The sequence below is a fragment of the Myceligenerans xiligouense genome (genome assembly GCF_003814695.1).
Lineage (GTDB): Bacteria > Actinomycetota > Actinomycetes > Actinomycetales > Cellulomonadaceae > Myceligenerans > Myceligenerans xiligouense.
Genome location: NZ_RKQZ01000001.1, coordinates 2401159 through 2422561 on the forward strand (window position 1 = coordinate 2401159; position 21403 = coordinate 2422561).

Sequence of the window (21403 nt, forward strand, 5' to 3'; positions counted from 1 at the left end):
GGCAGGTAGCGCAACGGCCCCTGTGTCCGGTTTGATCGTGGTTGTCGAGACCTGATCGAACCGAGAACGAGGGGCCGTTGCGCTACCACTCTACTGTCGGGCTCACGCCTGCCCAGACCTCCGAGCTGATCGCCCGCGCGTGGCAGGTGCACGACGGCCGGCCGCCTGCCGAGCGGGAGAACTTCACGATGCCGTTCGGGCGTGCGGTGGTGATGGTGCTGATCATGGCGCGGCACAACCTGCGCCAGCAGATGACCGCCGACCTGTACGAGACCTCTCAGCCCACTGTCTCGCGGATCTGGCGGTACCTGATCGCTCTGCTCGGACAGGTCACCGCGCTGGACCGCAAACACCTCGCGCAGGCCCTGAAGATCGGGGTCGTGCTGATCGACGGCACGCCGATCCCGACCGGGAACCGTGCCGGGACAGGCACGACGAACTTCAACGGCAAGCACCGCAAGCAGGCCCTGAACATCCAGGTCGCCGCCCGGCTGGGCGGCGCCCTGGTCGGTGTCTCACGGCCGGTGCGTGGCTCACGGCACGACTCACGGGCGTTGGAAGAAGTCGGCTGGGCCGACCAGATCACCACGGCCCGGGCCGGCAACGAGCTGTTGGCCGTGTTCGCCGACAGCGCCTACGTCAAGCACACCCGGCTCACGCCGCGACCGAAGAAGAAGGACGAGCCGCGCACCGAGGCCGACAGGGAGTGGAACCGCAAGATCGCCAGCATGCGGGCACCGGTCGAACGAACGATCGCGCACCTCAAGCAGTGGAAGATCCTCTCGACCGGCTACCGCGGCCGGCTGAGCGAGCTACCAAGCGTGATCCACGCGATCACCAACCTCGAGTTCTACCGCCAGAGCCCGTGAATAACGCTCTGAGCCGAAGCAGGAGAACCTGCGGATCCTGTACGCCACAGCGTCGCCCGAAGGAGGGCTCCGGGTCGCGCAGGAGATCCGCCGCGTCAAGAACGCCGTGGCGGCCGCCGTGCACCGCGACGTGGTGGAGATCGAACACGCCCCCGATGTCACCGCAGACGACTTGCTGAACTACCTCACTACGTTCCAGCCCCACGTGATTCATTTCTCCGGGCACGCCGATGAGCAGGTACTTGTCTTTGACGATGGCAGCATCGCGGGGAACGACGGTCGCGAGATCCCGATCGAACTCTTCATGCGCGCCGTCTCCTCTCCTGATCAGCGGCCGGCCCTCGTCGTCCTCAACGCCTGCGAATCCGCCAGCAGCCTCGAACCGCTGCTCGCAGGCGTTCCGATCGCCATCGGGATGAGCGCGCCCGTGGGTGACATCGACGCCATCACGTTCGCCACGCGCTTCTACCGGTCCATCGCTGATGGTCAGTCCGTCGAGAGCGCGCTAGCCGTTGCGCGAGTCGACATGGAGATGAACGGTCTGACAGATCACAACCTGCCCACACTGATCGCCGCACCCGGGATCGATGCCGGCGCCGTTCGCCTCGTACTCGGACCGGAGGGCACCTCATGACACGCTGTGTCGGCGAGCGACGGGACAGTGCCGTACCCGTTTGCGACTCAGGAGCGAGCATGATCGCCCTGCAACCGCGCCTGGGAAATCCCGCATCACGACACCCTGCTTCAGCCGCTTCCCCTCAGGGGCCGAGCGTCGGCTACGGAGGGCCGGCAGACCGGGCAACTCGCTACACGACCGCACTGTTGATCTCCCATTGGACGTGCCTCAGGGCCCTTCGTCTGCTGGTGGCTCGGTGATCGTGGAAAAGGATCCCGACGCTGCCCATCGACTGAATCTGCTCTACCGTGTCCTGCACACGTATGAGTCCCGACTCGTCGGCGCCGACCCCGGCTTCATGCAGGGGTCCCCGCTTGCGCTAGACGGCGATCGCTCGACGGTGCTTCAGCCCGGCCACCGCGCGTACTTGCACCTGCGCTCCACGTACGAGTTTCTCGACTCGATCGGACGGCTGGTCCAGGCAAAGAAGACATTCAGCCCGCTCGGTGTCGAGCAGGCGATGGGCCGTACCGCGCTCCTCGCGGCATGCAAAGCCCTCTATCTACTCGAACCCGACGACAGTGACGAGCGCTTCCGCCGCTGTGCGGCACTCGCCCTCGAAGACGACAAGAGTTCCCTGCGCGAGGTCCGCGACGCCCTTGCGGTGGTCGACGAGAGCGACCCGATCCACAAGACCTTCACAGACTGGCGCGAGAAGCTAAGGTGCGACCAGAGCGGCATTCTCGAGGAGGTCACACGCCTTGGACTCACGCCCGTCGCCCTGAAGGGAGACGGTGAGCTTTTCGGAATCGTCGCCAGGTACCTCGACAGAGTCTCTCCCTTGCCCCAGCCCGACGATGTCAGGCCCACGAAGTCCGTCAGTTACCGAGCGATCCTCATGCGCTATTGGAACCAGACCAGCGGGTATGCCCACGCCCACACCTGGCCGCTGCTGCGCATCGCCGAGTCGGCTCCTGGCACCAACCAACTGACCGTTGCTGCGAACATCGCCGACGTCATAGGCCTACTGACCATGATCTGGGACGTTTTCGACAACGCCATGAGTCTCCTCCAGCAGCGGGGATAGCCCGCACGCCGCCCCACCAGCGATCTCCACCACCTGGCCGGCCGGCGGAGCCGACGCCAGTGGTCGTAGACGTGGTCTGGGAACTGCAGTCACCGCGCCCCAGCGAGGCGACCGTGAACCTCCGACGTCGCTTAGGCCGCGCGCGGTCTCGCTGACCGTCCTCGCCTTCATCGTCGAGCGCTGGCTTGGCGTCCATCGAGAAGGCCGCTCACACCTACTCGAAGCGGGTGAAGCGGTCGACTTCCGTTGCCGGTTTTGCCGGGTCTGGGTAGCGTCAGCGGGACTCTTGCTGGGCGGTGACGAGGAGGACGCTAGCGTGGGGCAGATCGAGTTGGCGAAGGCGATCGAGGCGTTGCGGTCGGAGCTCGAGGCGGCACGCTCGGCCGGGGACGGGAAGGGGCTGCGGTTCGAGGTCGGGTCGGTTGATCTGGAGCTGCAGGCCGCGGTGACGGCCGAAGGCGGCGGCAGCGCCGGGATCAAGTGGTGGCTGCTCGAGGGCGGTGCGGAAGCATCGGCGAGTAGGGCTACAACGCAGACGGTGAAGCTGTCCCTGACCCCGAAGATCGTGGACCGGAACGGGACCGTGCAGCCCCAGACGCCGCTGCTGGACGGGCGGGACTGAGGCGGTGGAGATCGCGCGGAACGTGCTGCTGACGTACATGCGCCACGGCCAGCTAGGTCGCTTTCGGGGATCGGGTTTCCACCTGCGCGAGAACCTCGTCCTGACGGCAGATCACTGCGCAGACGGGTCTGACTACCAGGTGTGGCAGTCAGGCGCGATGCTCGAGGGCCGGGTGGTGTGGCGTACCGGCCAGGCGAGCGTGGATCTGGCACTGCTGGAGGTCGACGGCCTGCCTGAGGTTGAGCCGGTGCCACTGGCGGTCCTGGACACGGCTGCAGGCGGCGTCCTGGAGGACTGTGCGTGCGGGTGCTATCCCTCGTTCGGACGTCTCGACCCGAGCGGCGAGGGCGGATCGAGTGGGCCGGATCGATTGGTACCCCTGGTGGGGAACCTACTGCTGGACTCGGCGCATGCGGCGCGGATCCCGGATGGCTGGGTGGGTGACGGACGGATCGCGCTCTCTTTGACCTCGGATCGGTCGCTGCTGCCGGATGTACGTGGCACTGCCGATGAGGTGACCAGGGCGTGGTCGGCCGCGTCGGGCGGGGCGGTACTCGCGACGGTCAGCGGCCAGCAGTTCTGCGTCGGGGTGATCTCGGCTAGGCAGGTCAAGGAGACGCCGACCGCGCTGCGCATGGCGGGGTTTAACCTCTTGGATGGGCTTGGTCCTGACGCGGCTGCGGGCTTCTGGGACCGGATCGGCGTCCCGGGGCTGGCCGGACTGGTGACGGTGGGTGGAATGGTGCGCGCCGATCAGGTCATCATCGGCCGGGTGCCTCGACGGGCGCCGGGACATGTGGATCGTGACGTGACGGCCGTACTCCTTGAGCTGGTCACCGGTCATGGCCTGGCCACGGTTGTCTCGCTTGCCGGGTTGCGAGGCGTCGGCAAGTCCCAGACCGCTGCCGAAGTTGCCCGTCACTGTATGCAGCAGGGCTGGCCGGTCGTGGCTTGGGTGAATGCCGAGACTCGCGACACTGCCGTGTCTGACCTCCGGCTTCTTGCTGATCGTGCTGCTGCGGTCGCGCAGGGGGAATCGCCCGAGGACAGCGTCCGTCGCATGTACAGCCTGTGGGCCGCAGATCCTGCCGTGTCGCGGCTGGTCGTGTTCGACAACCTGGCCGACGCGCGCGACCTGAACGGTCTGTTGCCTCCGGAAGGGGCGGCCGCCGTGGTCGTCACGACCGCAGACAGATCCGTTGCCGTCGGCGAGGTCCTGGACGTTGGTGTGTTCACACCTGGGCAGGCGATCGGCTTTCTGCAGGAGGGGACCACCTTTACCGATCCGGATGCGGCGGGTGGGGTTGCCGACGAACTGGGACGGCTCCCTCTGGCGTTGGCCGCTGCGGTGTGGACGGTCACGCGCCGTCGCCGTTTCGACCACGCGTACGGGTACGACCAGTACCTGAAGGAACTGGATCGACGACCGTTGGACCGGCTGCTGGGTGATGTCAAGGCAACCCCCGAGTACCCCCGCGCAACGATCGCTGCGCTCGCGCTCGCGGTCGACGCGGCGCTGGAAGCGGCTGCAGACCGTGAACTGGTCCAACGTGTCCTTGGTGCTCTCGCGCTGCTTGACCCTAGCGGCGTGCCACGCCGCTGGCTCGAGGTCCTGGGCGAGAGGTTCGACATCGACGACGCCTTGGCCGTGATCGCCGATAGTGGTCTTGCTCAGCCGTCTGAGGACGCCGCCGGCGTCATCATGCACCGGCTCGTCGCCCGGGTGATCAGCGAGATTTCCCAGCATGCGCAGTGGCCGGCGCCTGCCATGGCCGCGGCGGAAATCGTCCACGCTGTCAACCCCTTGGACCGCGATACCTACTGGGCGCAGCGCACTGAAGCCCTCTTCCTGGCACGACACTTCCTCGCACTCAGCCATGCCCCAGACGCGGACGTCAGTCAGGAACTAATTACCACCGGCCTACGCACGGGGTACGTTCTGCATGCCCTTTCTGACCATTACACGGCCATCACCCTGCTGCGCCGCTTGTTGGACGCCGCTGCGCGCGTTTTGGGTACAGACCATCCGGACACCCTCGCATCGCGGAACAATCTCGCCTTCGCGTACCAGTCGGTCGGGAACCTGCAGCGGGCGATTCCGTTGTTCGAGGCCACGGTCACCGCCTCCGAGCGGGTGCTGGGCACCAATCATCCGGGCACGCTGTTCTCTCGATGCAACCTAGCTGGCGCCTACCGGTCGACGGGGGATTCGCAGCGTGCGATTCGGTTGTATGTGGGCACGCTTAAGAAGATGAAGCGAGTACTGGGCATGAGCCATCCGAACACTCTGACGTTGCGGGACAACCTCGCGTTCACGTACGAATCGGTCGGGGACTTCGAGCGCGCGATTCCCCTATATGAGAGCACTCTCTCGGACAGGGAGAGGGTGCTCGGCGTTGACCATCGGGACACCCTGACGTCGCGGGATCACCTCGCGGGGGCGTATGAGTCAGTCGGGGACTTGCGGCGTGCCATTCCGCTGTACGAGAAGACGCTGACCGACACCGAGCGGCTGCTGGGCGCGGACCATCCGGACACACTGATGTCACGGAGTAACCTCGCATACGCCTATCAGTCATCCGGAGACCTGCGGCGCACGATCCCGCTGTACGAGAACACGCTCTCGGACAGGGAACGGGTGCTGGGTATGGACCATCCAAACACCCTGGCGTCGCGGAACAACCTTGCTGGGGCGTACCAGTCGGTGGGGGACTTAAATCGGGCGTTTCCGCTGTACGAGAGGACCCTCTCGGATAGAGAGCGGGTGTTGGGTGCGCTGCATCCGGATACACTCGAGTCGCGTGGCAATCTCGCTGGCGCGTTCCAGTCGGCAGGTGATCTGCGGCGTGCGATCCCGCTGTTCGAAGAGACGCTTTCAGACCAGGGGCGAGTGCTGGGTCCGGATCATCCAGACACCTTGAAACTGCAGGGAATTCTCGCCGGTGCATATGCGCGGGCGGGGGATCTTCAGCGTGCGATCCCGCTGCACGAGAAGACACTGACCGACACCGAGCGGGTATTGGGTTCCAACCATCCGGACACGCTGGCTTTGCGGATCAACCTTGCTGCAGTATGCGAGTCGGCAGGTGATCTGCAGCGTGCGATCCCGCTGTACGAGAAGACACTGGCCGACGCCGAGCGTGTGTTGGGTGTGGACCATCCGGACACGCTGACGACGCGGATCAGCCTTGCTGGCGCGTTCCAGTCGGCTGGAGATCTGGGGCGTGCGATCCCGCTGCTCGAGGAGACACTCTCAGACCGGGAGCGAGTGCTGGGCCCGGATCATCCAGACACGTTGAACTCACAGGGCAAGCTCGCCGACGCTTACGCGTCGGCGGGGGATCTGCAGTATGCACTGCCGCTTTACAAGAAGACGCTGACCGATACCGAGCGAGTATTGGGCGACGACCATCCGCACACGCTCACGTCACGGAGCAACCTTGCCGGGGCGTACCTATCGGCGGGGAATGCGCTGCGCGCGGTCCGGTTGTTCGAGGAGACGCTTGGCGACCAGGAGCGGGTGTTAGGCCCGGACCACCCGGACTCGCTGGCGTCCCGAAGCAACCTCGCCGGCGGGTACCGGGCGATGGGGGATCTGCGGCGTGCGATTCCGCTGTACGAGAAGACGCTGACCGACACCGAGCGGGTACTTGGTGCGGACCACCCGCATGCACTGGCGATCCAGACCAACCTCGCCAGCGCCTACCACTCGGTGGGAGACCTGAGGCGTGCGACCCCGCTGCTCGAGAAGACCTATGCTGATAGCGAGCGGGTGTTGGGACCGGACCACCCCATGACGCTGGCATCGCGGGAGAACCTCGCTCTCGCCATGGCACATGGCGGCGACGATGAGAAGGCGCTTACCTTGGCTGGCTTCAATGCCAGTGAGAGTCAACGACTGTTCGGCGCGGAAGACTCGCGGACACTGAATCGTCACGACACGATTGCCCTGGTACTACTGGTCGGTGGACACGTCCACGAGGCCGTGAAGCTTCTGATCCCCCTTCTCGCGGACTGCCGCCGGATCCTTGGCGACCACGAGGTGACCCGCACGGTTGAACAACGCCTCGCTCATGTGACCGCAGCCGACTCTTCGCCGGCCAATCAATCCTCGGACTGACAGGCGAGTCGCGCTGTCACTTGTCCGTAATACCAGAACCGGTGATCTGTCGCATGACCTTGGAGGCCCGGTCCAGGTCGTCCTGTGGCTGCACATCGCCTCGCTTGGCGAGGATGTCGGCGGCGAGGTCTCGGGCTCGTTCCGGGTGGTTGTCGGCGAGTTCGACCATCGCAAGGCTGACCTTCAGGATTTCGCCGTCAGGATCAACCGCTGAACCGATCCGGTACGCCTCACGCGCGAGGATCAGGTCGCGGTCGAGCACTGCGCGGGCGACTACTACCTGGGTGACGTCAATGATCGCGGTGGTGAGCATCGCATCACGGTGCTCACCCTCGGTGGCCCACATCCATCGTGCGTCTGGTCGGGGGAGTGTGAACGGTCGTCCGCGTACGAGTCGGAGTGCCGCGACGAGGTCTTCGAGGCCGGCGGCGCCGCGGCGGTAGGCGCGGGCCTTGAGGCGGAGGAGGAGGTCGGAGTCGACGAGGCAGCCCTCGATCCGGAAGCGGTGTGGTGGACGTTTCGCGCTGGGGCGTCCGCCGCGCCCGAGGGGTAGCCAGGGATTGCCGTCGGGTCGGTTGCCGAGCCAGTCGCGCAGGTCGGCGAGTCTGCTGCGGACGTTGGTGGTCTCGACGCCGGCCATGGCGGCGATCTGGGAGGCAATGACGCCATCGGGATGGAGGGCGACGTAGCCGAGGACGGCCTGGATGGTGGGCATCTTATCCGCGACCTTGTCCATCGGGCCTGCGGCCCACATGCTCACGGGGCCAAGGACCTTGACTCGCGGACGGGTGCAGTTCGGATCGGCCCAGTCGGCGAGGTCCTGCTCGAGTGTCGGGTCGACGAGGTCGTGGCCGCCGTCGTGCCCAGCGCTTTCGACGTCGTCGCTGCCGTCGTCAGCTGTGTTCGGCTGGTTGACGACTGGCGCGAGGCGGGCAAGGTCCTCGCGCGTGTTCCCGGTCTTCTCAACGCACTCTGCGTCCGTGTCGGGAAGCAGAGATCCGGGGCCGGCTGGGACGTCGGGGTCGGCAGGGCGAGCCTCGACCAATTCGGGACGGGGTGTGCCGGCTTCGTCGACGAAGGCATTCCAGCCGCGGGCGTCCGGGTTGACCGGGACCGCGACGTCGGTGGTGTCGGCCATCAGGCGGCAGAGGCGGACGGCGGCGTCGACCTCCTCCTGTCGCAGGTGCACCGCTTCAACGTCAACGTCTGTGCCAGGCACGGTGAGTCGCCCGTCACGGATCGCGAGTACCGTCCCGACAGGCCCGCCAACGGGCGCTCCCACCAGGAGGACCGCCAGACCGTTGCGCCCGGGGTCGCCCTCCAGGACCCCGACGAGTTCCGCGAGTTCGTCGGCGTGGGCGGCTTCGGCGACCACGGCGTGGTACCACTCGATGTCTTCGCTGTTGACGTCGTTCTCGTAGGCGTCGCGCAGTTCACCGGGGAACCGCGCCAGGGCGGAGGCGTCGTCGTGCTCTTCAAGGCGGTAGTCCGTCAGGCCACGGGCGCCGGGCGCGATGGGGCCGATGGCGTCGGTGGTGAGGTTGATGGTCCAGGGGTTCATCGCGAGCTCGACGACGAGGTGGCGTGCGAACCGCGCGATCTCGTCGGGGTCGCCGACGACGGTCGCGGTGCGGAGGCGTTCGAGGTCGAGGAGCCAGGCGTGCCCGGCTGGGTCGGTGCCGACGGTGACGAGCATCGGGTAGGGCACCAGTTCGTCGCACTCGTCGGGTGCGGCCGACAGCGGTGCCGACCAGCGGACGCCCTCACCTTCCCAGGGCGCAGGGAGCATGGCTGGTTCGGCGAGGTGCAGGATCGCGGTGTCATCGGTCAGTTCGACCGAGATCAGGGCGGGTCGTCGGGACGTGAACTGGCGCAGGTACGGTCCGCCGAGCTGTCGCAGCAGCAGGTCGAGACTGCGTAGGTCCGGAACTCGGGGCCCGCCGACGATGCGCGCCGTGGCCGCGATCGGAACCAGGTCCTCCGGGATCGGCGGGATCATGCGGCCAGGGCGGCGAAAGGCAGCCTGCCGCTTGCGTCCACGGAGCACGACCCCGCCCAGGCCGGCCGCGAGGAGTCCTGCGCCGGATGCGATTCCGGGCAGCAGCCACGGCGCCAGCCATCCCGGTGCTTCGCTGGACCGTTCCTCGTCCGCGGCCTCCGGGGAGTCAGCGGCCGTGCTCGGCTTCGGACTGGCCGTCGCGCGGGGCCCAGAGGTCCGGGGCGCCGAGAGTTCTGCGTCCGGGACGGCCGGACGGGCAGGACCAGGAACCGCGCCATGTGGTGGGCCGGTAACCGCGCCAGGTGCATCCTCGCTGGTCGATGATTCACCTGCAGGCGCCTGCGACGTGGTCTCCGGATCGCCATCGACCGACCCAGTCGTCACGTCATCCGTTGCGGAGGGGGATCGGTCGGAGACAGGCTCAGCGGTATCGGGCAGAGTGAGGATCCAGCCGGGTTCGATGTGGTCGGGATCGGTGAGGCGGTCACCGTCGGGCTGGATGGTGTCGGCGGAGGCGGCGACGATGTCGGGGTAGCGGTTCGGGGCGCCGTAGTGGTCGTCGGCGATCTCGCTGATCGTGTCGCCGGGCTTCACCGTGTACGACGACGCGCCGACGCTCCCCGCACGGTCGTCCTGGTCGATCGTCTGCGCGGGCTCGTCGACCGCAGAGATCGGCAGGAGGATCGTCGCTCCGGCCTGAAGCAGGTCGGGCTTCGGTCCGATGACGTCCCGGTTGAGTTCGTAGATCTCCCGATACCGCTTGCCGTCGCCCAGACGGGACAGCGCCAGACCCCACAGCGTGTCGTTCTCCCGGACGACATACGACTCGAGCTTCGGCGTTTGCGACCCGGCGGTCGCTGCGGAGACGGTGCGCGCGCCGTCGGGAGATGCCGAGGACTCCACAGGACCTGGCTCGCGCGCAGGCGAGGAGGTTCGGGTGCTCTCGTTGGGCACGGGTTTGCCACGGGGTGTGTTCGCGGGACCGTCGGTGGCGGGTGCCTCCACGGCGGTGGCGGGCGGCTGAGCGAATGCGGTGGGTACGGGCGCCGCGGCCAGGAGCACCGCGACGAGCCGCCCCACGACCCCGGCCGGAACAGGCGCGAGATGCGGACGGCGCAGCCGCCGCATCTGGGTCACGGTCTCCACGACGACGGCCTGTGCGAACCAGAGACAGAACGCCCAGGCCGCGATGTAGAAGAGCACGAGCGCGACGCGCTGCAGGTCCCCGCCGAACAGGACGATCTCCGCGCCGGTCCGCGTGAGCAGCCACTCGGGGAACACGACGGAGAACGTCGCGACGAGCAGGACCGGCAGAGCGGCCATCATGCCCAGGACCACGATGGCCGCCCCAAGCGCTCGTAGCCGGCCGCCGACGCTAATCGGCCGAGGATCTGGTGCGGACTGGGCCGGGTACCGGCCGAGGCGGGAGCGTGTGTTCCGGGTCGTCATGATCGGGCTCCCGTCGTGAAGGTGCACGGTCGCCGCCGCGCAGTGCCATCGCCTGGTGTGGCGGGTTGCCAAGTCGTAACGCTCATGTCTCGACTCCTCCGACGACGCGGATCAGCCGGGCCGAGGCGGTGGCGTCGACGGGGAACGGGCCGAGGCCGAGCATCCCGAGGAGCGTCGGAGTATACGAGTCGTTGACGGCGACGTGGACCCTGTCGCCGTCGACCCATGCCGTCCCGTCGACCCCGACGTCGGCGAGGTATTGCTGGGCTGCCGTCGTGGCGTGTCTGGGGTCGACGGCGAAGCCTTCACCGGCGAGGACGGCGCCGGCGTCGAGTTGTTGCCCGCCGGTTCGTGCGGCTTGGGCGGCGATCGAGTAGGCGCGCTCCTGTGCGTGGAGCTGGGCGCCGCCGTCGAGCACCAGGCCGACGATGACGACGAGCGCGAACGAGACCGTCGCGAACCATGCAGTGACTGATCCCTCCTCATCGGGGCCGGTTCTGGACGTGCTCATGGGGCCGACCTCCAGGTGTCGGTGGGAGACGTTGCGGTACTGCTCACGGTCTTGGTCGGTGCTCCGGCGAGTCCGAGGTCCCAGAGCTTGACCGAGCAGGAGACGGTCACGGTGATGGCGGACGGCGCTCCGGGCTCCGTCGCGTACCCGGAGAGGTCCACGACAACGTCGGTGCCTGCGCAGTTCAGCTCTTGGTTCGCGAGGCTCGCCGCCGCGACCTCCTGGGCCCGGGCCGTGACGTCGTCGCTCCGCGTGATGGACGCCGACCGGGCTGCGTCCCAGGCGGCTGTCTCCACCGCCTGCTGCGACAGCACGACCCGGCCCGCTAGCAGGACGAGGGCAAGCAGCAGCGCGAACGCGGGCGCCCCGACGGCCACCTCGATACTCGCGGACCCTTCCTCCGCATCCCCGTCCCGCCGGGACCACCACGCCCGCCGGCTCAAGGCGCTGCCCCGACCGGCACGATCCGCTCGGTGGGCATGGAGGCTTGCCCCGAGACCGAAACGGACCAGAAGGGGATCGCCGAGTACGGTTCCGCGACGATCCGGATGACCACCTGCTCGTCGGACCGGTCCGCGCTCACGGTCCAGGACGACAGTGCGCTGTCGCCGGTCTGGGCGAGGAACGCCTCGGCGCCGGCTTGGCCGTCGGCTGCCGTCCCGTACTCGCTCGCCGCTGCCAGCGCGCCCTGGTTCGCGGCGGCGAGCACGACCTGCCGGGCATGGAACAGGACCCCGGCCTGAATGCCGAGGAACGTCAGCGCGATCACCGCGGGCAGCACGATGACCAGCTCGGTGGAGACCGAGCCGTCGTCGTGCCGCCTGCGGCGGTTCCTGACGTTCCCGGACGCGGTCCGCGCGTGGTCTGCCTGGCGCTGCATGACGTCACCCGTTGGGGCTGACGATCTTGGTGATCTCACCGTTGACGAACGCGGTGATCGCGGCGATGACGATCCCCGCGAGCACCAGGAGTGCGACGGTGAACACGACGGTCTCGGTCGTGTAGCCGGCCTCGTTGTTCTCGCGCGAGTGTGCGCGGTACCGGTCTTGGACCGTCGTGTATGCCACCAGGAGGGTGGTCCACAGGTGCATCATGAGGGTGTTTCCTTTCGTGCGCTGGCGAACCGCGGTTCGCCAGATCTGGGGAGATGACGTGGTCCTCCTTCCGGTGGGTCGATTGGTCAGGTCAGGAAGATCCGCAGCACGGCGGGCGTGACGAGGAGCGTCACGAACACGACGCCGAGGAGCGCGGCAGGGATCGACATGCGTTCGTTGTCCGCGTTGGCGCGGGTCACTTCGTCGGACAAGATCGCGGCCCGCAGCGAGGACGTGCGGGCGCGCAGGGAGCCCCAGGCTGCGGTGCCTTCCTCGCCGGCGAGGCGCAGGATGTCGGCGACGTCGGTCAGCTCGGGCAGCAGGAGTTCGTCAGCGAGGTCTTTGAGCGCGTCCCAGGGCGGGACCCCGGACCATCGTGAGCGGCGTAGCTCCTCATCCAGCCGCTTCCAGACCCAGTGGTCGCCGAGGACCGCGGCGTGCTCCATGGCCTGTCGCACGCCGGAGCCAGAGGCGCGCTCGATCGCGACGGCATCGACCCACGAGGTCAGCTCGCGCCGGAAGTCGCTGCGGGCCTCCTTCGCCATCGCGAGGACGGAGTAGTTCGGGCCGAAGAACAGCACCACGGCGAACGCCAGCGCCGCGAGCACGACGATCAGCGGCGGCAGGCGGAGGCCGACCATGCCCAGGACCCAGGCTCCGATCGGCGCGAGCAGGAGCCCGCAGGCGGCCTGCACGAGCTTGTCGCCGTAGAAGCGCGCGACGGGGATCCGCAGGAGGGCGAGCTCGCGGTACGGGGTACGGATCCAGGCGTCGTCGGGCAGGACTCGCTGCCCCCACAGGCCCACCCGTTCGACGAAGTCCGACGGCGCCCCGGTTGCCTCTGCGCGCCGGATCACGGACTTCGGCGGGGCGAGCGCGGCCAGGCTCTTGGCGGCGTCCACCCGCGCGGGGACGAGCCACGTGATCGCGAGAGTCACGATCCCGTAGACGATCAGCGCCCCGGCCACGATCGAGCCGATCAGCGCGGTCATGGCGCACCTCCGGGCGTTCCCGCGAGAGCGGTGGCGTGCTGGCGGGCAGCCTCACGACGCACCTGCTCGCCCAAGGAGCGAGGCCGGGGCTTGCCCGCCGCGATGCGCTTCATCCACACCAACGCCGCGAGGTAGGCCCCGACGAGCACGACGAGGAGCACCTGACCGAGCGGCGTTTGGTACGGGGCGATGTAGTCGCCCGTGAACGCCATGAAGCCGAGCACGGTCGCCGAGATGATCGTGACCCAGCGCGCCGTGGCACGGGGGCGGGCACGGTCTGCCTCGATCTGCCGTCGGGCACGGACCTCGGCGGCGACCGTCGTGGCGAGCTCGTCGAGGACTTTCGCCAGACCGGTTCCGCGGCGTTGGGCGGCCTGCAGGAGGTAGATGGTCATGTGGTCGGAGGTGGCGTCGTCCAGGTCGTCGGCGAAGGCCCGCAGTGCGGTTTCGGTGTCCCAGCGAGCTGTCAGCCGGGAGACGAGGCGGTCGACCGGCTCGGCGATCGCAGGAGGTGCGGAGCGTTGCGCGACGGTCAGGGCTTGTTCGAGCCCTTGGCCGATCGTGAGGACGCCGGCCAGGGACCGCGTCCACTCCTCGAGGGCTTCGAGGCGGGCGATGGCGTCGACCTGCCCACGATTGGACAGTAGAGCCGGAAGTCCGACGACGGCCGCCGGGACCGCGATGACCGCGACGGGCCACTTCCAGATCGCCCACACCACCAGCCCCGTGAGCACGCCGAGCCCGAGCAGGGTCCACGTGCGGCGTGTGATGCGAGCGAACCGTGCCAGGCGACGTCGGGCGGCCGGGGAAACCGCATCAGGCAGGAGCGCCCAACCGCGCCACCCTGCCACCAGCGCGAACGCACCGAAGGTGATCAGAGTGCCGGCGACCGTCGAACCGAGGGCCGGACCGACCTGAAACACAGGCATCTCAGTTCACCTCCTGGCGGGAGGTGTAGGCCGTCAGGTCGAAGCCGTGCCGCAAGAGCGCCCGCAGGCGGTCCGGCAGGACGCCGGGCACGAGGCCACCGTGGTCGTCGGTGGAGTACACCTGGGTGGTGGCGAACGATCCGATGGAGTCGCCGGGTTCGATTGCCACGATCTCCGAGACGCGACGCCGCGGACGCCCGTCGTCGGATCCGGTCAGTTCGAGGTGGACGACGAGGTCGATGGACTCGGCGAGCTTCGCCGTCGCGAGTGTCGCGTCCCACTGCGGGCCTTCCTGCATGGCGCAGGTGACGAGCTTGCGGATCGCGGCTGCCGCGTCGCGGGAGTGGGTGGTGGCGAGGGTGCCGGTGCCGTTCTCGGTCACCTGGATCAACGGGACGATCTCCCGGCCGCGCACCTCGCCCACGAGCACCCGGGAGACGTTGAACCGCACCACGTCCCACACCGCCTGCATCAGGCTGTACTCGCCCGCCTGCCGCCCGTCGACGCCGACCTCGCCCGTACCGGGGCGCGCCTCCCATGCCCAGGTGCGAGCTCGGTACTGGTGCAAGTGCAGCTCGTACTCCGACTCCACCGTCGCGATCCGCTCGCGCGGCGGGATCTCGTTCGCCAGCGCCCGCAGCAGGGTCGTCTTCCCGGCGCCCGGGGCGCCGGTGACCAGGACGGACAGCTTCGCCCGGACCGCGGCCGCCAGCAGTGTCGCGGCGGTCGGGTCGTCGAACAGACCGCCCTCGACGAGGTCGGGCAGGGTGACGCGCACGAGGCGGTGGCGGCGGATCGTGACTTGCGGGCGCGGCGAGACCCAGGCGACTGCCGCAAGGCGGGAGCCGTCGTCCAGGCGCAGGTGCAGGGACGGCTGCGCTTCGGAGAACGTCCTGGCGTTGACCTCGGAGCGGGAGGCGAGGAACACGAGGTAGTCGATCAGCTGCTGGTCGGAGTCCGCGACCGGCGGGCCCTCGATCACCCTCCCGTCGGTGAGCTCCAGCTCGACGTCGTCGCACCCGTTGATGTTGATGTTCTCGACACGGTCGTCCTCGATCAGCGGCTGCAGCCGCCCCAGCCGGAACAGGGCGTCGGACACCGCACGGGCGAGCTCCGCCCGTTGCGGGCCGGTGAGGGTGGTGCGGCCGACGTTCGCCCACTGCGCCATCGTCTGGTCGATCAGGTCCACCGTGTGGAAGTGCGCCAGCTGCTCCTGATCCTGGCGCGACAGGTCGCGGTTGTCCGCCACCGCGCGAGACAACTGCTCGGAGACCTGCCCCTGGATCGTCGCGACGAGGTCCCAGTCCACGTCCGGGGCGTAGCGGACCGTACCCGATCGCTGGGCGCGGCCGAAGGGCGGGGCAGTCGGCTGGTTCGCGCTCGTGCGTCGGTCGAAGGATTCCCAGCCGCCCGGCAGGTCCGTCGGCGTCGGGCCATCGGATTCACCACCGCTGGCCGACTGGCTGACCGGCGCTGCGGTGACCGTCCACGGGTTTGCCGATTCAGGCCGCGGGGTCGTCGCTGGCGGTGCGGGCACCGGGTCGGTGAAGACCGGGAGCGCGGCGGGCGGGGGCTTGGTCTCGTCGTCGGCCGCCGAGGTGGGGGCGGCGCTGGGCGGGGTCGTCATGCGATCGCCTCCAGGTCCGGGCGAGAGCTGTCACCGCCATTGGCGAGGCGCAGCCGCCCGACGGCGGCCGTGATCGTTGACGCGGCCGCGCGCAGCGACCGCAGGTACGCGGATGCCTCGAACCGGCGCGGCGACGTGGCGCCCTGGTGGTAGACGGACGCGCCGTCCGGGTCCCAGGCCACGTGGGTGACCACGGGCAGGCCGAGTGCTTCGGAGACCTCCCTGGTCGTGTAGGGGAGGCCGGGGCCGACGACGGCGACGCCTGCCTGCCGCCACAGACTGTCCTCACCGACCTCCTTGGCCCATGCCCGAGCCCCGCCCAAGGCCGGAAGGTCCGACCGGACTGCCAGGAGAGTGAGGTCCGCCGACGCGAGCAGCGGGGCGGGCGAGCCCGGGTAGCCGAGTGCTCCGGCGTCCACCAGGACATCCGTGCCGGTCGCGTCGAGCTCGGCGAGTGCTTCCGCGAGCGGTTCCCAGACACCGCGCAGCACCGGGGCCTGGGCATGGGATCTGAGCCCTGCCACGAACCGGACGTCAGTCCCATCGATCCGGCGGGCGACGTCACGCAACGCGTCCATCGTGGCCAGGGTCGACAACGCGAGCTCGACAAGCCCGGCGTCGTACGGACGGGCTCCCTGGAACCAGCCCGTCATGAGCGCCTGCGTACCACGTGGGTCGGCCTCCACCAGGAGCACCGGGCGAGGCCAGACCAGAGCCAAGCCCAAGCAGGTCGTCGAAACGCCGGGGGCTCCTGAGGCTGAGCAGAGTGCCACGACGGCCATCAGTCCTCACCGCCCTTGTCCGCCGGGCCGCGCGGGTCCGTATCGTCGCTTGAGAGCACTGGGCCCGCGTCGTGCACGATCGACGCCCGTCCGTTCGCGATGGCCACCGACAGGTCGACCGCATCGGCATGGGGGACCAGCACGTCCACGACCGCGCCGCTGGTGCTGGTGTGCACGGCGGCGATCTCACCGGCGGAGAACGTCGGCTCCGCGTCGGTCGCCGTCGGCGGAGCGACCACGACGCGCACGTCGTCACCCGGCTGGAAGGTCACGCCCGCGGCCTGCTGGGCGTTGAAGGCGACCTGGACGACCGTCCGGCCCGAGGGTGGGAACTGCTCCTTCGAGACGTCCGCAGGGGCAAGGACCGAGCCCTCCGGGACGGCCGAGGCCAGCCGTTGCCCGATGAGCGTGGCAGCCTCCGTGCTGGAGACCGACGCGACCGAGGCGTCCAGGGTGACGGGCACGACGCGCAGGTCGCCGACCGTGATCACGTGGTACTTGTCGAGGTCCGTCGCCGCGACCAGGACCTGCTGCGTCGTAGACGCCGCCATCCACACGAACAGGCCGATCAGCGCCCCGACCACCAGTGCGCCGGCCCCGACGATCGTCGCCCATGCACGCCGCCGAACCTTGGGCGGCGACACAGCGAGAGGCGGGGCGGATACTTCTTGGCCGGTATCCGTCTTCTTCGGGGTCGTTGTCGACATGGTTCCTCGCCTCCCCGCATGCCCGTCAGCTCACGAGCACCTGTCCTTCAGCGACGACGATCCGCGTCTGGGCCACCAGCGGGTCCACCGTGATCGTCCCGGTCTGACCGGCCCCCGCCCACTCCACGACCCAGGTCGTGGTGGCCGTGACCGTGTACGCGCCGCCCGGCTCCGAGCCCGACTCGCGCGTGAAGATGTGCCCGCAGTCCGGCGACGGCGCGCCGCCGTATTCGGGGACGTACGGTGTGCCGACGCCGCACGAGAGCGTGGTGCCGTCACCGAGGCCCCAACGGACCTGGTCGACGCGAGCCGTCGCCGTCACCGTGACGCCGCGGACGGTCGCGCTCGCGGTCGTCGGGCCGAACGTCGTCGTGTCCGGGTCAGCGACCCACAGCCAGACCGGTACGCCGACGACGGCCGTGGCGGGCGGCGTGGGGGCGATCCCGATCCTGATTGCCGCCAGATTCATCTGGGCGACCGCCTGCCGCGCGACCTCACCGGGCGTCGGCGGAGGAGGAGCCTGCGCAGGCGGCTCGTCGAGCCAGACCGTCCCGGCCCCGCCGCCGTCCGGGGCGAAGCATTCGTAGTACGCACCCTCGTCGCCGAGATCTTCACCCGTGAAGGGGTCGCGGCCGGACCGGTCTCCGCCAGGCTGAGGGTCCATCGGCGTCGGACTGACGTAGCAGCCGAGGTCGTTGCGCCAATAGCCGTCGTCGGAAGTACACGGGATGGGGACGTCGTCGTTGACGCAGGCCGGTCTGCCCTCGTCGTTCTGACGAGGCGGTCGATCGTCGTCGGACGCATCACTCGATGAGCCGGTGCTGGTGGAGTTCGAACCCGAATCTGAGCCGTCGGCCACGTTGTCGGTTCCGGACCCACCTGGGACCGAGACATGGACGTTGCATAGCCCCGAACGCGGGCTGTGCCACTGGCAGTCGCCACCGACCTCGACGCCGGGAGGGTCGGTTGGCGTGGACGCGGTCGCTGCCAAGGGCAGCCCGAGAAGCCCCGCCAGGGCAAGGGCGGCGGGAAGCCCGCGCGTCACGACGCGGCGCATGGCTCCTGCTCCAGCGTCTTCTGGTCGGAGACGCGCCAGGCAGTCTCCGCGTCGGTGGCATTGTCGATGCTGGTCACGGTCAGCCGCTCCCAGCGGCGGTCGGGACGGTTAGCAGCAACCTGGGACGTACCGTCGGCGTCCACGATGTCGAGACCAGTGACGTCGTAGCAGACGTCCACCTGAGCGGTGGCCTCATCGTCGGAGGATCCGAGGGAAACGGACTGCACGACGAGCTCCGCCACCGTGAGGTCACCGGTCTGGTACCAGCCCTCGGCAGCCCACTGCTCGAACTCGGCCTTGCTCCGCGACAGCGCAGGATCCGCGGCCACAGCATCAAGCGGCGCGACGTCCGCCGGGGCCTTCGCGACGGAGTCGGAGACCTGGTAGTACTCGCGGACTATGGCTTCGACGTCAGCGGCGGCTCGCTCGGAGTCTTTCGTCGGGCTCGGAGGGAGCGCTGGCGACGACGTGGCAGGCGTCGGGGTGGGGGCAGGGTTCGCATTGCTGGTGCAGCCGGCTGCGGCGAGCAGCACGACGGTCGCTACTGTGACGAGGCGTCGCTCGATCCCCATGGTGAACTCCTTCGCCCCCTGACGCGGCCATGTGGCTCACGAAGGATGGTGTCCACGCCGTGTGACGCGGGTACCGCTTCAAGGGTGCACTGAATCGGCTTCATCTGACAACTCATCTTGATCCGGAGTGTCGGCCCAGTGGCTTGCGCCTCGAATAGCCGCGTCTGGCTTCGGATGGCTTCACCTTGGCATGAGTGGCCGCGGGAAAATCGCATTCGGTTCGGCGTGCCCGGGATCGCATCGGACTATCTACGCTGATCAGAACCGCGCTACCTACGCCCTAGTCGGTGCTCGGTAGTAGTTGCTGGGCGATCACTCGTGTCACGTCGACGAGCTGGCGGCATGTCAATCCGACGGCCTTCTTGGAACGGTAGATAAAATTCGAACCGTACCTGTTGAACCCACGTGATCCGCCGCCCGCCGGGGCCTTGGGTCGGAGCGGCTTGCCGACCGTGCCAAGGACGCCATCGATGGGGCTGAAGTCGAACCATTCTTCGTGCTGGGCCGCGAAGGCCAGTGAAGTTCTGCTGTCTTCTCCTGGGTTCTTGGGTGAGCGGATCGCTCGTCGGAACTGGCTGTTCTGGAGCTGCCAGCCGACATCCCAGCTTGGCTCGCCTGGTATCACGGGTTGCCGGTGGAACCATTCGACCAGCGGTGCCCCATTGGAGAAGCCAGTCGTGACGGTGCCGCTCAGGTCGGCAACTTCCGCACCGACGGCCTCGGCGATCGATTGGAAGCGGAACTTCCGTAGCCGCATCGCAAGCTTGGCGTCACCTAGGACCTCGTCAAGTTCTGCTGCAGGCTCGACCAGCTCGTCCAGGTTCTCCATCGCTACGGTCCGCGCAAACTGCGGCAGGATTCGTGCGATCCGGGCGTACCGGCGCATCGTCTCGACCTCGTAGGTCGCCGGTACCCCGCTCATCACCTGCTCGATGCGCACGGCGAGTTCGTCGTAGCCGAGGTAGGACCAGCCCTCCAGCGTGTCGATCCACCCCGGCTTGTAGGCGCTGAGCAACCTGGCAGTGGACGAGCCGAGGCCCAGCGCTCCCCAGCGGTCTAGGACATCGCGTCGGTACCGCCTCAGTTGTTCGGCGCTCGGGATGGAGAAGACCTTGTTCTCGACGACCAGTCGTTCCCGCCCGGGGAATGTCATGATCAGGTCGAGGTCCTTGTGCTCGCGTTTAACTTCGCGGACGGTCTGGCGCCCGGCGGGGAGATCCACAGTGAAGACGTGGTCAGCCGCCTGGGGAAACTGCTCGAAGAACCATGCGAGCAGGTTGCTGTGGAAGAGCTCAAGACTGCCGTACATGATCGCCGCAAGCGGCTCAGCGCGGAGTTGCTCGGCCAGGGCGGCCAGGTCCGTGACAAGGCTGCGAGCAGTCGCGTGGGTTCGGTCGATCGTCGTGGCTATGAATCGTTCCTCAGCGGGCGGCGATTGTCCTAACTCGGTAGAGGTTTCCAACTCCGTGCCGGTCCGTCGGCCGTCGACCTCTGTCCGATTGGGCGGTGGGGTTATCTCGAGATCCCCTGGGGACCACGTCAGCCGTTCCGCGAATGCCTGCCGGCGTTCATCCGTCACTTCAAGACCGTCGTCCGGAGGCTGCTCACTGATCAGCGCCGCCGCCACGTCCTCGATCCGATAGCGCCTGCTGTACTCTGCCGCGATGTCGATCTGCCCGGACCGGAGCCAGACATAGCCCGTGTCGCGTACGACGGCGACTGTTTCGCCACCTCGTTCCAGCACCCAGTAGCCGTACACGACATGCGGCACGCGGTCCTCGACCTCGCCCAGGTCGGGCAGGCGTCCCATGAAGCCGTCGGGCACGTCGAGGCCACCGCCGTAGCCTGAGGTGTCGACAAACATGCTGCGACACCTGACCGAACGCTCGTCGAAGAGGGCTGAGGCCATCAGGTGACTGATCAGAGCGTAGGTCAGCGTTCGTGGCGAGGGATCCTGGCGGTGCGGACCGCACACGTTGCCTGCTGCACGCTCGAGAGCGTCGACGAACAGGTTGGGGCCATCTGCCTGGAGCATGTCGAGCCACGGTGTTGCGGAGAAGGTAACCAAGCCTCTTGCAGGATCCCTCGCGTGAATCGCGCCGCCCGGTGACCGGTTGAGTGACCAGAAAGGCTCGAAATCGGATTCCGGGCTCTTTGTGCGCCACTGACCGATCCAGAGCCGGTCCGACTGGCCTCCGCTGGGGTGGACCTGGATGATCCGCATTTCTGGGTGGCGACGGACAAGTTCGCTGGCAACCATCCACGAGGCGGCCTCGGCCCACCATTGCTGTATTTCAGTCACCGCTCACCTCCGTCGGTCACGGAACAACCACCTACGACCATAGAGCGGTGCGCTGTCCACCGCAGGGT

General features: G+C 68.2%; 18 protein-coding genes. 5 read left to right on the top strand and 13 right to left on the bottom strand.

The features are described 5' to 3' along the window. Positions 1-77 precede the first annotated feature (77 nt). The 5 genes from EDD34_RS10380 to EDD34_RS10400 all read left to right on the top strand — a co-directional run bounded on the left by EDD34_RS10380 (position 78) and on the right by EDD34_RS10400 (position 7314). The gene (locus EDD34_RS10380; RefSeq protein ID WP_123814491.1) at positions 78-869 is read left to right on the top strand and encodes a transposase family protein; all 792 of its coding nucleotides are present in this window, start codon (positions 78-80) and stop codon (positions 867-869) included. A gap of 85 nt (positions 870-954) precedes the next feature. Continuing rightward, on the top strand, positions 955-1503 hold the full coding sequence (locus EDD34_RS10385; RefSeq protein ID WP_342774866.1) for a CHAT domain-containing protein: 549 nt from the start codon (positions 955-957) through the stop codon (positions 1501-1503). A gap of 244 nt (positions 1504-1747) precedes the next feature. Beyond that, a complete protein-coding gene (locus EDD34_RS10390) occupies positions 1748-2572 on the top strand; it encodes a hypothetical protein (RefSeq protein WP_170177034.1) in 825 nt (274 codons plus the stop codon). Positions 2573-2888: 316 nt separating this feature from the next. After that, positions 2889-3194, top strand: a complete 306-nt coding sequence (locus EDD34_RS10395) for a trypco2 family protein (RefSeq protein ID WP_123814494.1) — start codon at positions 2889-2891, stop codon at positions 3192-3194. Positions 3195-3198: 4 nt separating this feature from the next. Then, positions 3199-7314: a tetratricopeptide repeat protein gene (locus EDD34_RS10400; protein ID WP_123814495.1), complete on the top strand. Its 4116-nt coding sequence runs from the start codon at positions 3199-3201 to the stop codon at positions 7312-7314. A gap of 16 nt (positions 7315-7330) precedes the next feature. Here the strand turns inward: EDD34_RS10400 and EDD34_RS10405 are convergent, their stop codons facing one another. The 13 genes from EDD34_RS10405 to EDD34_RS10465 form a co-directional block, all read right to left on the bottom strand. Beyond that, positions 7331-10651 (bottom strand): LysM peptidoglycan-binding domain-containing protein, encoded by a 3321-nt coding sequence (locus EDD34_RS10405; protein WP_170177035.1) that lies wholly within the window; start codon positions 10649-10651, stop codon positions 7331-7333. A gap of 193 nt (positions 10652-10844) precedes the next feature. After that, on the bottom strand, positions 10845-11273 hold the full coding sequence (locus tag EDD34_RS10410; RefSeq protein WP_123814497.1) for a pilus assembly protein TadG-related protein: 429 nt from the start codon (positions 11271-11273) through the stop codon (positions 10845-10847). Then, complete coding sequence (locus tag EDD34_RS10415; RefSeq protein WP_123814498.1) at positions 11270-11716, bottom strand: TadE/TadG family type IV pilus assembly protein; 447 nt, start codon at positions 11714-11716, stop codon at positions 11270-11272. The genes EDD34_RS10410 and EDD34_RS10415 overlap by 4 nt, the downstream gene beginning before the upstream one ends. Continuing rightward, positions 11713-12153 carry a TadE/TadG family type IV pilus assembly protein gene (locus EDD34_RS10420; RefSeq protein WP_123814499.1) on the bottom strand — a complete coding sequence of 147 codons (441 nt, stop codon included), beginning with the start codon at positions 12151-12153 and terminating at the stop codon, positions 11713-11715. The genes EDD34_RS10415 and EDD34_RS10420 overlap by 4 nt, the downstream gene beginning before the upstream one ends. A 4-nt stretch (positions 12154-12157) precedes the next feature. Beyond that, positions 12158-12367 (bottom strand): hypothetical protein, encoded by a 210-nt coding sequence (locus EDD34_RS10425; protein WP_123814500.1) that lies wholly within the window; start codon positions 12365-12367, stop codon positions 12158-12160. An 86-nt stretch (positions 12368-12453) separates the two neighbouring features. Beyond that, positions 12454-13359, bottom strand: coding sequence for a type II secretion system F family protein (locus tag EDD34_RS10430; protein WP_123814501.1), 906 nt, complete (start codon positions 13357-13359; stop codon positions 12454-12456). Beyond that, the gene (locus EDD34_RS10435) at positions 13356-14288 is read right to left on the bottom strand and encodes a type II secretion system F family protein (protein WP_123814502.1); all 933 of its coding nucleotides are present in this window, start codon (positions 14286-14288) and stop codon (positions 13356-13358) included. The genes EDD34_RS10430 and EDD34_RS10435 overlap by 4 nt, the downstream gene beginning before the upstream one ends. Before the next feature lies 1 nt (position 14289). After that, on the bottom strand, positions 14290-15915 hold the full coding sequence (locus tag EDD34_RS10440; protein ID WP_123814503.1) for a TadA family conjugal transfer-associated ATPase: 1626 nt from the start codon (positions 15913-15915) through the stop codon (positions 14290-14292). After that, the gene (locus tag EDD34_RS10445) at positions 15912-16610 is read right to left on the bottom strand and encodes a hypothetical protein (RefSeq protein WP_246012304.1); all 699 of its coding nucleotides are present in this window, start codon (positions 16608-16610) and stop codon (positions 15912-15914) included. Before EDD34_RS10445 ends, EDD34_RS10440 begins: the two co-directional genes overlap by 4 nt. 86 nt (positions 16611-16696) lie before the next feature. Beyond that, positions 16697-17341: an SAF domain-containing protein gene (locus tag EDD34_RS10450; protein ID WP_170177036.1), complete on the bottom strand. Its 645-nt coding sequence runs from the start codon at positions 17339-17341 to the stop codon at positions 16697-16699. Between the two features lie 88 nt (positions 17342-17429). Further along, positions 17430-18068, bottom strand: coding sequence for an ATP/GTP-binding protein (locus EDD34_RS10455; protein WP_123814506.1), 639 nt, complete (start codon positions 18066-18068; stop codon positions 17430-17432). Between the two features lie 377 nt (positions 18069-18445). Continuing rightward, on the bottom strand, positions 18446-19033 hold the full coding sequence (locus EDD34_RS10460; protein ID WP_123814507.1) for a hypothetical protein: 588 nt from the start codon (positions 19031-19033) through the stop codon (positions 18446-18448). A gap of 280 nt (positions 19034-19313) precedes the next feature. After that, positions 19314-21335, bottom strand: a complete 2022-nt coding sequence (locus EDD34_RS10465; RefSeq protein WP_123814508.1) for a TY-Chap2 family putative peptide chaperone — start codon at positions 21333-21335, stop codon at positions 19314-19316. Positions 21336-21403 lie beyond the last annotated feature (68 nt).

Excerpts from the sequence above, each read along its gene's own strand:
- EDD34_RS10410 (WP_123814497.1), bottom strand. The coding sequence starts at position 11,273 with ATGAGCACGTCCAGAACCGGCCCCGATGAGGAGGGATCAGTCACTGCA.
- EDD34_RS10420 (WP_123814499.1), bottom strand. The coding sequence starts at position 12,153 with ATGCAGCGCCAGGCAGACCACGCGCGGACCGCGTCCGGGAACGTCAGG.
- EDD34_RS10425 (WP_123814500.1), bottom strand. The coding sequence starts at position 12,367 with ATGATGCACCTGTGGACCACCCTCCTGGTGGCATACACGACGGTCCAA.
- EDD34_RS10430 (WP_123814501.1), bottom strand. The coding sequence starts at position 13,359 with ATGACCGCGCTGATCGGCTCGATCGTGGCCGGGGCGCTGATCGTCTAC.
- EDD34_RS10435 (WP_123814502.1), bottom strand. The coding sequence starts at position 14,288 with ATGCCTGTGTTTCAGGTCGGTCCGGCCCTCGGTTCGACGGTCGCCGGC.
- EDD34_RS10440 (WP_123814503.1), bottom strand. The coding sequence starts at position 15,915 with ATGACGACCCCGCCCAGCGCCGCCCCCACCTCGGCGGCCGACGACGAG.
- EDD34_RS10455 (WP_123814506.1), bottom strand. The coding sequence starts at position 18,068 with ATGGACCCTCAGCCTGGCGGAGACCGGTCCGGCCGCGACCCCTTCACG.
- EDD34_RS10460 (WP_123814507.1), bottom strand. The coding sequence starts at position 19,033 with ATGGGGATCGAGCGACGCCTCGTCACAGTAGCGACCGTCGTGCTGCTC.